We start from the raw sequence: 14,142 nt of genomic DNA, 5'->3' as shown, positions 1-14,142 counted from the left end.
GGACTTCAGTTTAAGAACCTGCGGCCTATAATAAAAAACGCGTTATGGGGGAAAATCCCCCGTAAAAATTGCGTGGAGAATGGCGTGGCATCACTGATCTATTCCTTTGCCCAGCTTGAGGCGTTCACTGCCGTCGCTGAACACGGCAGCCTGATGAAGGCGGCCAGTAAACTCGGCAAAGATCGTACTACCCTGCGGGATCTGATCGATTTCCTTGAGGATGGGCTGGGCTATGCTCTGTTCCTGCGGGAGGGGCGCAGCCTGCGCCTGACGCCGGAGGGGGAGCAGCTTCAGCGGCAGGCGCACCTGCTGATGCGCCAGGTCAAAGCGTTTGAGGCGTTTGCCAGATCGGTACCGGACAGCGCGACGCAGGACATTGCCCTCGCTTACGATCCGTTCACCCCCAGAGCTTTTTTACAGGCGCTGATTGCCACACTGGCGACGAAAAAGATCCGCCTGAGCCTGACCAGCGCATCGCGCGATGAGGCGGAAGCGATGCTGGCAAACGGTCAGGCCGATCTGGGGATCTGCCAGGCGCGCAACCGCAGCGTGGGCAATGAGATGGAGTGGCGGGCGCTGGGGGCGATCGAAATGGATTTTTACGCCGCAACGGCGCTTTTTGCGGAGGTTGCGTCGCCGGTGTCGCTGCTCGATCTCTCTCTGGTGCCACAGGTGATTATGCATCCCGCGTCAGACGAGCCGGTTGCCCGTCGCCTGCAAATTTCAGGGCACACGCTTTTCACTAACGAACTGGAGATGCTGCGCGGCCTGCTGGAACAGGGCTGCGGCTGGGGGTTTTTGCCGACCCATCTTCAGGCAACGCAGTGGAAAAATGTAAAAAGGCTGCCCACCGAAGTGGGCAGCCAGGGGATAAGCCAGACGATGGTCACTATCTGGAAGCCGGGCAGCGACAAGCGCGGGTTGATCAACGATACGCTGTCGCTGCTTCCGGCGTTATGGAAACGTTCAGCGCTGTGAGCACCCTTTGCACTGTTTATTCTGGATCTGCTGGAAGAAGTCGTTGCCTTTGTCATCCACCAGGATAAACGCCGGGAAGTTTTCTACTTCAATTTTCCAGATGGCTTCCATTCCCAGTTCAGGATACGCCACGCACTCCAGGCTCTTGATGCTGTTTTGCGCCAGCACCGCCGCCGGGCCGCCGATGCTGCCGAGGTAGAAGCCGCCGTGCTTATGGCAGGCGTCGGTGACCTGCTGGCTGCGGTTACCTTTGGCCAGCATGATCATGCTCGCGCCGTGGGATTGCAGTAAGTCCACATAGGAGTCCATACGTCCCGCAGTGGTCGGGCCGAGTGAGCCAGACGCGTAACCTTCTGGCGTTTTGGCCGGGCCTGCGTAGTAAATCGGGTGATCTTTAACGTACTGCGGCAGTTCTTCCCCGTTGTCGAGCAGCTCTTTCAGCTTCGCGTGGGCGATATCGCGCGCCACGATGATGGTGCCGTTCAGCGACAGGCGGGTGGAGACCGGGTGCGCGGAAAGCTGCGCCAGGATCTCATTCATCGGCTTGTCGAGATTGATGCTCACCACGTCGCCTTCACCCTGTTGACGCAGGGATTCAGGAATATACTGGCCCGGATTGTGCTCCAGCTTCTCAATCCAGATCCCGTCGCGGTTGATTTTCGCTTTGATATTACGGTCAGCGGAGCAGGAGACGCCCATGCCGATTGGGCAGGAGGCGCCGTGGCGCGGCAGACGGATCACGCGAATATCGTGCGCGAAGTATTTCCCGCCGAACTGCGCGCCAAGGCCGAGGTTTTGCGCTTCCTGAAGCAGTTCCTGCTCAAGCTGGACGTCGCGGAACGCCTGGCCGTGTTCGTTGCCTTCGGTTGGCAGCGCATCGTAGTAGCGGGTAGAAGCCAGCTTAACGGTTTTCAGCGTGGCTTCCGCTGAGGTTCCGCCGATAACAAAGGCAATGTGGTACGGCGGGCAGGCTGCGGTACCCAGGGTGCGCATCTTCTCAACCAGGTAGTTTTTCAGCTTCGCCGGAGTGATCAGCGCTTTGGTTTCCTGGTAGAGATAGGTTTTGTTGGCAGAACCGCCGCCTTTCGCCATGCACAGGAATTTATACTCGTCGCCGTCCACGCTGTAGAGGTCAATCTGCGCGGGCAGGTTGGTGCCGGTATTCACCTCTTTATACATATCCAGCGCCGCATTCTGCGAGTAGCGCAGGTTATCTTCAATGTATGTGTTATAGACGCCCTGGCTCAGGGCCGCTTCGTCACCGCCGCCGGTCCAGACGCGCTGGCCTTTTTTGCCCATGATGATCGCGGTGCCGGTATCCTGACAGGTTGGCAGCACGCCTTTTGCGGCGATTTCAGAGTTACGCAGGAACTGGAGGGCAACGTATTTGTCGTTCTGGCTGGCTTCCGGGTCGTTGAGAATGGCGGCAACCTGCTTCTGGTGGGAAGGGCGCAGCATAAACGCGGCATCGTGGAAGGCCTGCTGTGCCAGCAGGGTCAGGGCTTCAGGCTCCACTTTCAGGACTTCCTGACCGTCGAACTCGGCAACGGAAACGTGCTCTTTGGTCAGCAGATAGTATTCGGTGTCATCGTGCGCAAGAGGGAAGGGGTTTTGGTAGATAAACGGTTTGTTTGACATAGCGTATTGCTCCACAAAAATAAAACCGCCGGAGGAGAAGTCCGGCGGTCAGGAATCAGAACATCATGGACATCCACGGATAACCAATCAGCAGCAGGGCCGCCAGGAAGATGGCACCGAAGATGGTGCCGAGGCGCCAGTAGTCTTTGGTTGGCAGGTAGCCGCTACCGTAGTAAATCGGGCTTGGACCGGTACCGTAGGGGGTAATGATCCCCATCACGCCCAGCGAGGTCACCATCAGCAGAACGAACACTTCCATATTCATGCCCGGAATGGTGGAGGCGATGGTCAGCATCGCAGGCAGCAGCGCCGTGGTGTGCGCGGTGGTGCTGGCGAACAGGTAGTGCAGCAGGTAGAAAGCCAGCAGCAGCACGATGGTGGCGACACCCGGAGAGATACCGCTCATCAGCAGGCCGCCTTCTTTACCCAGCCAGCTGATAAAACCGGTGGAGGAGAGGCCATCCGCCAGCGCCACCAGGGTGGCGAACCAGACGAAGGTATTCCACGCGGCTTTGTTACCGGTGATATCGTTCCACTCCAGCACGCCGGTCCACAGCATCAGGCCAACGATCAGCAGGGCAGCCATGGCCGGTTCAATCCACGCCGCGGCGAAGATCCACATCAGCAGCGCACAGCACACGAACACCAGCAGCAGGATCTCATTGCGCGACAGTTTGCCCAGTTTTTCCAGTTCACGGGTCGCCCACAGCGGTACTTCGTTGTTTACCTTCACTTCCGGCGGGTAGAACCAGTAGGCCAGCAGCGGCATGGTCAGGATCAGCAGGATGCCCAGCGGCAGGAAGGCGAGGAACCAGGTCCCCCAGGAGATATCAATTCCAACCGTGCTTTTTACCAGCGCCAGCGCCAGCAGGTTAGGTGCCAGAGCGGAAAGGAACATCGAGCTGGTGATACAGGCCGCGGTGATGGCTACCCACATCAGATACGAACCGATTTTGCGCGCGCTTGGGTCATTGGGTTTTGAACCGTACAGCGGCGGCAGGTTGGCGATGATCGGGTAGATGGTCCCGCCGCTGCGCGCGGTGTTGGATGGGGTGAACGGGGCCAGCAGCAGATCCGCAAACGTAATGGCGTAACCGAGCGTCAGGCTGCGACGGCCCAGGTACTTCACCAGAATCAGCGCCAGACGGCGGCCGAAGCGGGTTTTGTCGTAGCCTGCGGCGAACATAAAGGCACCGAAAATCAGCCAGACGGTGGAGTTACCAAACCCGCTGACCGCCCATTTAAAGGAGGCGCCCGCCAGCTTGAATTTTGGGTCAGCCAGCTGTTCCGGGCTAAAGAGCACCCACTGGCTGCACAGCGCAATCGCCACGACGCCGGTAAGACCGATCACGGCGCCCGGCAGCGGTTCGAAAATTAAGCCGACGATGACGCCGACAAAGATGGCGAAGTAGTGCCACGCATAAGGCGGCAGCCCTTCCGGAACGGGGACAAACAACAGCAGGACGGCAACAATGACGGGCAAAGCCATCATCAGCAGTCGTTTTGCTGTTCCATTTGATGCCAGATTCGCCGCAGGAGGCGTTACAGCAGTTTTTGTATTCATAGTTTCACGTCTTAAGTTGTCAAAAATTCGTCGCCCGGCGAAAACACAAATTCGATTGAAATATCCTTTTTGCTTTTTTTAGTTATTTAAGGTGCGGATTTGTGTTTTCACTAATAGCGATTTAACGCATTTTGGTTTGCGCTAAATAAAAAATGATGATGTTTTTATATTGCTCTTTTGAATGCCATAACTATTGATCGCGATCAAAAAAACGGAACTGAATGGCTATTTTTATATTTTTTATAATAACCACTCTGAGTAGTGTGGTTATTCGCTAGCTTTACGCATTTTATGTATCAAAACTATAACATTTAAATTCTGGTGATTTTGTTTATCGTTGTTTTATAAGGTTTTTTGATAGATTTGGTGTATTGGTTTGACCTTTTATAATTTAACTTTTTTTAAATTCTTGTGAACGAGTGAAACATTCCCGCTAACACCAATGTGTTATTAATGTTATCGAAGGGATTAAATAGTTTATTAACTAACGTAATGACTTTAGAAACTAAAAAAAGCTTTATATTACTATCATGACATCGGCAAAAAACACGAAATAAAAAATCATTCCGATAACGAATTCTTAATTTTTAAAGTTTGGAGTTTCTATTATGAGCACTAACGAACGTATTTTAAGCCCCTTCACATTACCGAATGGTACTGAACTGAAAAACCGTTTGTTAATGGCCCCGATGACAACCTGTACCGGTTATTACGATGGCACCGTGACCAGCGAGCTGGTGGAGTACTACCGCGCCCGCGCGGGCAGCATCGGCACCATCATCGTTGAGTGCTGTTTTGTTGACGATCTCGGCCTGGCGTTCCCGGGCGCAATTGGTATTGATAACGACGAGAAAATCGCCGGGCTGGCAAAAATCGCTGACGCCATCAAGTCCAAAGGCTCTAAAGCCCTGCTGCAAATCTACCACGGCGGCCGTATGGTCGACCCAAAACTGATTGGGGGTCGCACGCCGGTTGGCCCAAGCGCCGTTGCCGCGCCGCGTGACGGTGCCGCCACGCCGGTTGCCCTGACCGCGGAAGAGGTGGAAGGCATGATCGGCAAGTTCGGCGAAGCCGTGCGCCGCGCAATTCAGGCCGGGTTCGACGGCGTCGAAATCCACGGGGCGAATACCTATCTGATCCAGCAGTTCTTCTCCCCGAACTCTAACCAGCGCGACGACGAGTGGGGCGGCAGCCGCGAAAACCGCGCGAAATTCCCGCTGGCGGTGCTGGACATTACCCACAAGATGGTGCGCCAGTACGCGGACGACGCGTTTATCATTGGCTACCGTTTCTCTCCGGAAGAGCTTGAAGTCCCGGGCATTCGCTTCGAAGACACCCTGTATCTGCTGGAAAAACTGGCCGCGCGCGGGGTAGATTATCTCCACTTCTCCCTTGGCGCCGCCCTGCGTCCTTCTATCGTCGATACTCAGGACCCGACGCCACTTATCGAAAAATACTGCGCCATGCGCTCTGACACGCTGGCGCAGGTACCGGTAATGGGCGTTGGCGGCGTGGTGAATGCCACGGATGTGAATGAAGCGCTGGATCACGGTTACGACCTGATTGCCGTTGGCCGCGCCACCATCGCCTATCCGGACTGGACCGATCGCATCGCGGCGGGCGAAAGCCTGGAGCTGTTTATGGACAGTACCCGACGCGAAGAACTGAGCATCCCGGAACCGCTGTGGCGCTTCTCGCTGGTGGAAGCGATGATCCGCGACATGAGCATGGGCGAATCTAAATTCAAACCGGGCACCTTTATTGAAAAAGTGCAGGACGATGCTAACGAGCTGGTGATTAACGTCAGCCTCGAAACCGACCGCATCGCCGATATCGAACTGGCCTCCGGCCCGAGTGAAGACGTCGAGTTTGTCACCAGCTTCGAAGAGATCCGTACCCGTATTCTGGATGCCAACACCCCGCACGTGGACGCGATTACGGGCGCGACCAGCCAGAGCGAGGCGGTGAAAAAAGCGGTCTCGAAGGCGATGCTGAAATCCAGCAAAGCGCTGGCGGCGGAAGAGGGCGCAGACCCGAATGAGACTAAAAGCGTGGATGTGGTGGTGGTCGGCAGCGGCGGCGCCGGTCTGGCAGCGGCGATTCAGGCGCATGACGAAGGCGCGAGCGTGCTAATCGTCGAGAAAATGCCCACCATCGGCGGGAACACCATTAAAGCCTCGGCCGGGATGAACGCGGCGGAGACCCGCTTCCAGCGCGTGAAAGGTATTCAGGACAGCAAAGAGCTGTTCTACCAGGAAAGTCTGAAAGGCGGTGGCAACAAGAACGACCCTGAACTGCTGCGTCGCTTTGTCGAGAACGCGCCGCAGGCTATCGAATGGCTGGCCACGCGCGGCATTATGCTGAACGACATTACCACCACCGGCGGGATGAGCATCGACCGTACGCACCGTCCGAAAGACGGTTCCGCAGTGGGCGGGTATCTGATCAGCGGCCTGGTGCGTAACGTCAACAAGCGCAACATCGAGGTGATGCTGGATACCTCCGTGAGCGACATCATTTTCGAAAATGGCGAAGTGACCGGCGTGCGTCTGACCACCGAAGAGAACGAAACCCTCACCGTGGCAACCAAAAGCGTGATTGTGGCAACGGGCGGCTTCAGCGCCAACAGCCAGATGGTGGTGAAATACCGTCCGGATCTGGCAGGGTTCGTTACCACCAACCACAAAGGGGCGACCGGAGGCGGTATCGCGCTGCTGGAGCGTATCGGTGCGGGCACCGTGGATATGGGCGAAATTCAGATCCACCCAACCGTTGAGCAGAAAACGTCGTATCTGATTTCCGAATCCATCCGCGGCGGCGGGGCGATTCTGGTAAACCAGCAGGGCAACCGCTTCTATAACGAAATGTCGACCCGCGACAAAGTCTCGGCGCAGATCATCGCGCTGCCGGAGAAATACGCTTACATCGTCTTTGACGAGCATGTTCGCGCCAAAAACAAAGCCGCGGATGAGTACATCGCAAAAGGGTTTGTTACCAGCGCCAGCTCGCCAAAAGCCCTGGCGGAAGCGCTGGGGATGGATCACCACCAGTTCCTGGCAACGCTGGAACGCTACAACGGCTTTGTGGAGAAACAGCACGACGATGATTTCGGCCGCACCACCGCGCTGCGTGCGCCAATCAACGAAGGGCCGTTCTACGCCATTCAGATTGCACCGGGCGTTCACCACACCATGGGCGGCGTGACCATTAACACAGAAACCTGCGTGCTGGACAGCAACCACAACGTATTGCCGGGAGCGTTTGCTGCGGGTGAGGTTGTCGGGGGCATCCATGGCGGTAACCGCATCGGCGGTAACGCGGTGGCAGATATCATTATTTTTGGTACGCTTGCAGGACATCAGGCGGCTATGCGTTCGAAAACACGGTAAGGCTCCTGTTTCCCCGGCGGCGCGGTGCCTGCCGGGGCTACATCTGAGGACTCATGAAATGCCTGATAGCCATCGCGTTTACAGCTACTCCGCCGTTCTGATGGGATCGCCCATCCTCCTGAAACTCTTTTCCCATGACGAAGCGCTTGCCTCTCGCGTGTTTCGCCTGATCAAACAGTACGAAGATCTGCTTACCGTTAACCGAGCGCACTCCCAGGTAATGGACATCAACCATGCGGCCGGTCAGCATCCGGTTGCCGTCAGTCGTCCGGTGTTTGAGCTGATCCGCTGCGCGAAAGCGGCAAGCCTGCTTAAAGACAGCGCCTTTAACCTGGCGATCGGCCCGCTGGTGAAGCGCTGGAAAATTGGCTTTAAGGGGGATGCTGTACCGCCCGCGGACGAGATCGCCGCTTTGCTGGGCATCACGCATCCTGCGGACGTGGTGCTGGATGAAGCCAACAGCAGCGTGTTCCTTACTCGCCAGGGAATGGAGATCGATCTGGGGGCCATTGCTAAAGGCTATATCGCCGACAGGGTGCGGGATTACCTGCATAAAGAGGGCGTTGAACTTGGGCTGATCAACCTTGGCGGCAACGTCCAGACGTTAGGTTCGCCGGAGGGCGGCTGGCGCGTCGGCCTGAAAAAACCGTTCGCCGGTGACGCGCTGATTGGCGCCATGACGGTCGAAAACCGGTCGGTGGTGACGTCAGGCACCTATGAGCGCTACTTCGAGCTGAACGGCAAACGTTATCACCACATACTTGACCCACGCACCGGCTACCCGCTGGATAACGAACTGGACAGCGTGACGATTATTTCGCCAGACTCCCTCGACGGCGATATCTGTACCACGCTGATCTACGGCATGGGCGTGGAAAAGGGCTGCGCCGCGCTGCGTTCGCGCCCCGATATTGAAGCCATCTTTGTCACCAAAACAAAAGAAGTGGTGATCTCCTCGATGTACCACTTCCGTTTTACCCTTCTGGACGACAGCTACCGAATTACTGGCAGTACTGTTTGAGTAGGCCGACCTGTTCCGGCTGCAAACGGTAGCGATATACCGGCCGGCCGGTAGCGCCGTAGTGAATGCTGGTGAACAGGATATTAATTTGCGCCAGCCAGATCAGGTATTTGCGGCAGGAGACGCGGGAAATGTTGACCGCATTCGCCAGATCGTCGGTGGAAAACTCTATCTCCGGATGGCTGTCGATCCACTGGCAAATGGTGCGCAGCGTCTGCGGCGTCAGGCCTTTCGGTAATTTTTTGCTGTCGGCCAGCTCCGGCGCGCCGCCGTGGATCAGCCTGTCGACGTCGGCCTGTTCATAATACTGATGCGATCCCATCAGGCTGCGCTTTGCCTTCCAGCCGTTCAGCGCCTCTTCAAAACGCGGGAACTGGAACGGTTTAATCAGGTAATCCACCACGCCATAGTGCATTGAGGTCTGGATCGTTGCGGCGTCGGAGGCCGACGAGATCATGATGACGTCAATCGGGCGGCCCGATGCGCGGATGATGGGCAGCAGATCCAGCCCGTTATCCTGCTGCATATAGACATCCAGCAGCACCAGATCGATCGGCTGGCCTGGGTTGGCGATCAACGCCTCGGCCTGGTTGAGCGTGGAAGCGACGCCGCAGCAGCTAAAACCCTCAACGCGGTTAACATACAGACGGTTGAGGTCGGCTACCATGGCGTCATCATCGACAATTAACACATTTATCACGCGATATTCCTCTCGCTATCCCAGGGGATCTGAACAAAAAATTGGGTAAATACGCCAGGCTCCGACTCGACGGTAATATCTCCGCCCAGATTCTGGATCTGCTGACGCGCAAGGAACAGCCCAACGCCGCGGTTTTCACCTTTTGTTGAGTAGCCCTTTGTAAAAATAGCCTCCAGCCGCTCGGGATCAATGCCGGGACCGTCATCGCTGACCTCACCGCTCAGCCAGCCGTTCTGATAATGCAGCAGCAGGCCTATCTCGCCTTCCGGCTGGCCTTCCATCGCATCCAGGGCATTTTCGATTAAATTGCCCAGCACGGTGATCAGCACCGCAACCTGCTCTTCATTGGCGGTGTCAGGAAGCTGACTCTCCTCCGCCAGCGTCAGGGTCACTCCGGCCTCTTTAGCGCGGTTAATTTTACCCAGCAGGAAGCCCGCAATGACCGGCGATTTAACTTTGCGCTGTATTGCGCCGATATCCGTCTGATAATTCTGCGCGGTCTGGATGATGTACTCCTCCAGCTTATCGTAGCGCTTCATGTGCAGCAGGCCGAGGATCACGTGCAGCTTGTTCATAAACTCGTGCGTATGAGCGCGCAGGGCATCAACGTAGCTGACCATGCCATCAATACGCTGCATTAACTGGCTGATTTCGGTCTTATCGCGGAACGTGCTGATCGCCCCGATCACCTGATTCTGGCTTTTCACGGGGACCATGTTGCACAGCAGCAGCCGCCCGTTACAGCCGATCTCCTGATCCTGGCGGGCAATGCCGGTCCTGGATACTTCGCGCAGGCTGGCCAGCAGCGGTTCACTGCTGCTTTCGGAGTGCTGGCCCGAGGTCAGGAGTAATATTTCTCTGGCGGTGTGGTTAATCATCGTCACGCGCCCGTGCATATCCACGGCCATCACGCCTTCGCGCAGGGACTGCAACATGGCCTGGCGCTGTTCAAAGAGGGCTGAGATTTCGTAAGGCTCCAGCCCAAAGAGGATACGTTTCAGAACCCGGACCAGACCCCATATCGCCACTGAGCTCATCAGAACGCTGAATAAGATGGTCCACACGGCGTTGAGCCGCCCGCGGGCAATCTGATCTTCAACTTTATTCAGCGAAATACCCACCACCACCACGCCGATCTGGTCGTGCTGGTCGTCATACACTGGCGTAAAGACGCGCAGCGCTTCCGCGAGCGCGCCGCGGTTAACGGAGACATTCTCTTTCCCTTCCAGGGCGGGCGTCAGATCGTCGCCAATAAAATGCAAACCTAACAGCGCTTCGTTTGGATGGGAATAGCGGATCCCACGCAGGTCGGTGACCACGGTAAACAGCAGGTCGTTGCGCTTCGTCACCGCCTCGGCAATCGGCTGGATGATGCCAGCCTGCGGCGATTCCATCAGGCCACGCTTGATCTCCGGGCTGTCGGCCAGCGTCCGGGCGATACCCAGCGCGGTATCTTTCACGTCATCGCGCGTGGCGCGGGTGATCTGCACAGAGTACAGCGCGAAGACCACCAGCAGCACCGAGCCGATAATCGCGCACACCATCAGCGTAACCAGCGTATTCAGCTTCATAGGGCGCTTGCGCGTCGGGGGGAAGGGCTGCAAATCGCTCATTAACACTCCGCGATGAATAAGAAAGGGCTAATTATCGCTGATGACGGGCGTTTCATAAAGCCATGTAAAGAGAGGCGTTTCGTGAGCCTCCTCTCAGGTGACCTATATAAAACACTTTATAGTGTGAGGGTACTCATAATAAGGAGGCAGTTTATGAGCATTATGCTTACCGGTACGGCCAGGGAAAGACGGCACGCCAGCACCACGAACATCGACAGATTATCGACGCTGGATATGCTTAACGTCATACACCAGGATGACGCGCAAATCTCTTCTGCACTTACCCCTCACTTAAGTATGCTGGCCCGCGTGGTGGATAACGCGGCGGCGACGCTTAGCCACGGCGGACGTCTGGTACTGACCGGCGCGGGCGCGTCCGGACGCGTGGCTGAACAGGCGGCAGAAGCGTTTGCGCCGGGAAAACATCCCGTCATTGCGATGACAGCAGGCGATCACGCCGGTAGCTACGCGCGCGGCGTTGCCGACCTTCAGACGATAGAATTTGGCGAGCATGACATGATGCTGGCGCTGTCCGTCAGCGGCAAAACCCCATGGGTATGGGGCGCGATGCGTCATGCGTGGTCTCTGGGCTCAACGGTTGCGATCATTACGGAGGATGCGCAAAGTGAAGCGGCGCAGCTGGCGAGCATGGTCATTGCTCCCGATCTGGGCGCGGATGTGGTGGCCGGGTATACCAACGCTAAAGCAGGCATTGCGCAAAGCATGATCCTGCATATGATCACCACCGGTCTGGCGGTACGTTCCGGACGGGTGTACAGCAACCTGCGCGTTGATCTGGAGGCAAGCAACACCAGATGGGCCGAACGACAAATTGCCATTGTGATGGAAGCGGGGGGATGTAGCCGGGCGCAGGCGAAGGCCGCGCTGGAAAGCTGTAACCACCAGTGCAAAACGGCGGTACTGATGGTGCTGACGGGGCTGGATGCCTGGAAAGCGCACGAATTGCTGGCGCAGAATAACGGGTTTGTTCGCCTGGCCTTGCAGGAAGCGCCATAACATTTCAGCGTCAAATAAAAAAAGCCCGCATCGCGGGCTTTAATATTGATGGGGATTAGAACTGGTAGGTCATGCCTACGCCAACGATGTCATCGGTAGCAATACCGTTGTCATTGTAGAAGGCATCATCTTCGTCCAGCAGGTTGATTTTATAATCAACGTAGGTGGAGAAGTTTTTGTTGAAGCTGTAGGTCATGCCCACGTCGATGTAGTTAACCAGATCCTGGTCTACATAGTCATAGCCATTGCCTGGGTGATAATCGTTACCGCCCAAATCGATGCCTTTAGAATAGACCCACGCCAGGGATGGACGCAGACCGAAGTCAAACTGGTACTGCGCTACGGCTTCAAAGTTCTGAGTTTTGTTGGCGATGCCATCGTTGCCGTACGGAGTCATGTTACGGGTTTCCGCATACATCATGGCCAGGTAGACATCATTAGCATCGTATTTAGCACCGATTGTCCACGCTTCCGCACGTTCACCGCCAGCATATTTGCTGAAGCGGTTATAGGTGCCAGCGCCGTAAGCGACCTGGTCGTTAGTACGGTCAGAGGAAGAATAAGCCGCACCCAGCGTCAGGCCGAAATCGAAGTCATAGGTGGTAGACATACCGAAGCCGTCGCCGTTCTGGAAACGAACGTCATCATGGCCGTTTTTGGTGCCTTCCTGATTTTCGTTTGGTCCACCTTCATTATTTCCCTGATATTGCAGCGCAAAGTTCAGGCCGTCGACCAGACCAAAGAAATCATTGTTACGGTAGGTCGCCACACCGTTAGTACGGCCAACCATATAGTTATCCGTCCAGGTGTAAGAATCTCCACCAAATACCGGCAGCATATCGGTCCAGGCTTCAACGTCATACACGACGCCGTAATTACGGCCGTAATCAAATGAGCCGTAGTCGCCATATTTCAGGCCAGCGAATGCCAGACGGTTGAAAGATTTATCCCCTGCGCCTTCGGTGTCGTTAGCGTAGGTTTTATATTCCCACTGGCCATAGCCTGTCAGGTCGTTCGTGATCTGCGTTTCGCCTTTGAAACCCACCTGTACATAGGTTTCATCGCCGTCATCGCCTGGGTTGTCGGAGAAGGTATGACGCGCATCAACCTTACCGTACAGGTCAACTTTGTTGCCATTCTTGTTATACATTTCCGCCGCATTTACTGCGCCAGCCATTAATAACGCGGGTACGAGAATTGCCAGAACTTTTCTTTTCATTATATATTTCCTTTAAATATAAATTGTCTGAATATATGTAATTACCCTCCGTAACTACATGGCTGATACTATTCTATGGATTATTATTTAGGTTCAAAAATAAATGTAATTAAAGTGGTAAAAATATTACAAAATATTACTTTTTATCTCTTTATTTTTCATATGAATTAATTCATTGAAAATATAGCGGGTAATTATTATTAAGTATTTCGTAATTCTATTTATAAAGGATTTTAATTCGGGTGTATTATAATTCACTCACTTTTGAGCAACAGGACAGGATGATGGAACTTGCGCAGTGGCAACACCGTTTTGAGCGCTGGCTCGACGAAAATCATTTTACTGATGATGCGGCGCACGATATCGCCCATTTTCACCGCGTCTGGATGACGGCGCAGGGTATTATGGCTGACGAGGATAGCGATCCGCTGGTTGTGCTGACCGCATGCTACTTCCATGACATTGTCAGCCTGCCGAAAAATCACCCGGAACGTAGCCACTCCTCGCGGCTGGCAGCGGGAAAAACGCGCGAGATCCTGAGTCGCGACTTTCCTGATTTTCCGCCGGATCGTTATGCAGCCGTTGAGCATGCTATTGAAGCGCACAGCTTCAGTGCCGGTATCGCGCCGCAAAGCCTGGAGGCCAAAATTGTGCAGGATGCCGACCGGCTGGAGGCGTTAGGCGCTATCGGCCTGGCGCGCGTCTTTGCCGTCTCCGGTGCGCTGGGCGCCGCGCTGTTTGATGCCGACGACCCGTTCGCCGGAACACGAGCGCTGGATGATAAAGCCTTCGCGCTCGACCACTTTCAGACCAAACTCCTGCGCCTGCCTGACACCATGCAAACCGCGCGGGGGCGCGAACTTGCGCGTCACAATGCCGATTTTCTGATCCAGTTTATGGCGAAGCTGAGTGCCGAATTACAGGGCGATTACCTCGGAACCGACAGCCATATATTGACCCATTTCCGTCGCAGTGTGCGATCCTGAACTGTGGTACTCTGTTT

At 55.5% G+C, this 14,142-nt stretch carries 10 protein-coding genes; 5 read left to right on the top strand and 5 right to left on the bottom strand.

The window, feature by feature from the left end; translation table 11 throughout:
- The first annotated feature begins 72 nt into the window (after nt 1–72).
- Nucleotides 73–978, top strand: coding sequence for a LysR family transcriptional regulator (locus ACQG1Y_RS14505; protein ID WP_017383325.1), 906 nt, complete (start codon nt 73–75; stop codon nt 976–978).
- Here ACQG1Y_RS14505 and fumA read toward each other — a convergent pair.
- Nucleotides 967–2,616 carry a class I fumarate hydratase FumA gene (gene fumA / locus ACQG1Y_RS14500; RefSeq protein WP_023336201.1) on the bottom strand — a complete coding sequence of 550 codons (1,650 nt, stop codon included), beginning with the start codon at nt 2,614–2,616 and terminating at the stop codon, nt 967–969. The genes ACQG1Y_RS14505 and fumA overlap by 12 nt on opposite strands.
- A gap of 55 nt (nt 2,617–2,671) precedes the next feature.
- Nucleotides 2,672–4,180 (bottom strand): anion permease, encoded by a 1,509-nt coding sequence (locus ACQG1Y_RS14495; protein ID WP_017383327.1) that lies wholly within the window; start codon nt 4,178–4,180, stop codon nt 2,672–2,674.
- 608 nt (nt 4,181–4,788) lie between these two features.
- Between ACQG1Y_RS14495 and ACQG1Y_RS14490 the strand changes: the two genes are divergently transcribed.
- Nucleotides 4,789–7,569 carry a flavocytochrome c gene (locus ACQG1Y_RS14490; RefSeq protein ID WP_017693133.1) on the top strand — a complete coding sequence of 927 codons (2,781 nt, stop codon included), beginning with the start codon at nt 4,789–4,791 and terminating at the stop codon, nt 7,567–7,569.
- 58 nt (nt 7,570–7,627) lie between these two features.
- Nucleotides 7,628–8,590, top strand: coding sequence for an FAD:protein FMN transferase (locus tag ACQG1Y_RS14485; RefSeq protein ID WP_368740575.1), 963 nt, complete (start codon nt 7,628–7,630; stop codon nt 8,588–8,590).
- Here the strand turns inward: ACQG1Y_RS14485 and dcuR are convergent.
- Nucleotides 8,571–9,290 (bottom strand): two-component system response regulator DcuR, encoded by a 720-nt coding sequence (gene dcuR, locus ACQG1Y_RS14480; protein WP_003859556.1) that lies wholly within the window; start codon nt 9,288–9,290, stop codon nt 8,571–8,573. The two genes, ACQG1Y_RS14485 and dcuR, sit on opposite strands and share 20 nt — an antisense overlap.
- Nucleotides 9,287–10,903 carry a sensor histidine kinase gene (locus ACQG1Y_RS14475; protein ID WP_023294962.1) on the bottom strand — a complete coding sequence of 539 codons (1,617 nt, stop codon included), beginning with the start codon at nt 10,901–10,903 and terminating at the stop codon, nt 9,287–9,289. The genes dcuR and ACQG1Y_RS14475 overlap by 4 nt, the downstream gene beginning before the upstream one ends.
- A gap of 153 nt (nt 10,904–11,056) precedes the next feature.
- Between ACQG1Y_RS14475 and ACQG1Y_RS14470 the strand changes: the two genes are divergently transcribed.
- The gene (locus tag ACQG1Y_RS14470; RefSeq protein WP_032671692.1) at nt 11,057–11,920 is read left to right on the top strand and encodes an N-acetylmuramic acid 6-phosphate etherase; all 864 of its coding nucleotides are present in this window, start codon (nt 11,057–11,059) and stop codon (nt 11,918–11,920) included.
- 55 nt (nt 11,921–11,975) lie between these two features.
- On the opposite strand, the gene ompC is transcribed toward ACQG1Y_RS14470, so the two are convergent.
- Nucleotides 11,976–13,139, bottom strand: a complete 1,164-nt coding sequence (gene ompC / locus ACQG1Y_RS14465) for a porin OmpC (RefSeq protein ID WP_033486932.1) — start codon at nt 13,137–13,139, stop codon at nt 11,976–11,978.
- Nucleotides 13,140–13,423: 284 nt separating this feature from the next.
- Between ompC and ACQG1Y_RS14460 the strand changes: the two genes are divergently transcribed.
- Nucleotides 13,424–14,125 carry a phosphohydrolase gene (locus ACQG1Y_RS14460; protein WP_368740600.1) on the top strand — a complete coding sequence of 234 codons (702 nt, stop codon included), beginning with the start codon at nt 13,424–13,426 and terminating at the stop codon, nt 14,123–14,125.
- Nucleotides 14,126–14,142: the final 17 nt, after the last annotated feature.

The organism is Enterobacter cloacae complex sp. 397G4 (assembly GCF_050031515.1).
Classification (GTDB): domain Bacteria; phylum Pseudomonadota; class Gammaproteobacteria; order Enterobacterales; family Enterobacteriaceae; genus Enterobacter; species Enterobacter hormaechei_C.
This window is presented reverse-complemented; position numbering and strand designations above follow the sequence as displayed.

Coding starts and splice junctions, on each gene's coding strand:
- fumA (WP_023336201.1), bottom strand. CDS start 2,616: ATGTCAAACAAACCGTTTATCTACCAAAACCCCTTCCCTCTTGCGCAC.
- ACQG1Y_RS14495 (WP_017383327.1), bottom strand. CDS start 4,180: ATGAATACAAAAACTGCTGTAACGCCTCCTGCGGCGAATCTGGCATCA.
- ACQG1Y_RS14490 (WP_017693133.1), top strand. CDS start 4,789: ATGAGCACTAACGAACGTATTTTAAGCCCCTTCACATTACCGAATGGT.
- ACQG1Y_RS14485 (WP_368740575.1), top strand. CDS start 7,628: ATGCCTGATAGCCATCGCGTTTACAGCTACTCCGCCGTTCTGATGGGA.
- ACQG1Y_RS14475 (WP_023294962.1), bottom strand. CDS start 10,903: ATGAGCGATTTGCAGCCCTTCCCCCCGACGCGCAAGCGCCCTATGAAG.
- ACQG1Y_RS14470 (WP_032671692.1), top strand. CDS start 11,057: ATGAGCATTATGCTTACCGGTACGGCCAGGGAAAGACGGCACGCCAGC.
- ompC (WP_033486932.1), bottom strand. CDS start 13,139: ATGAAAAGAAAAGTTCTGGCAATTCTCGTACCCGCGTTATTAATGGCT.
- ACQG1Y_RS14460 (WP_368740600.1), top strand. CDS start 13,424: ATGGAACTTGCGCAGTGGCAACACCGTTTTGAGCGCTGGCTCGACGAA.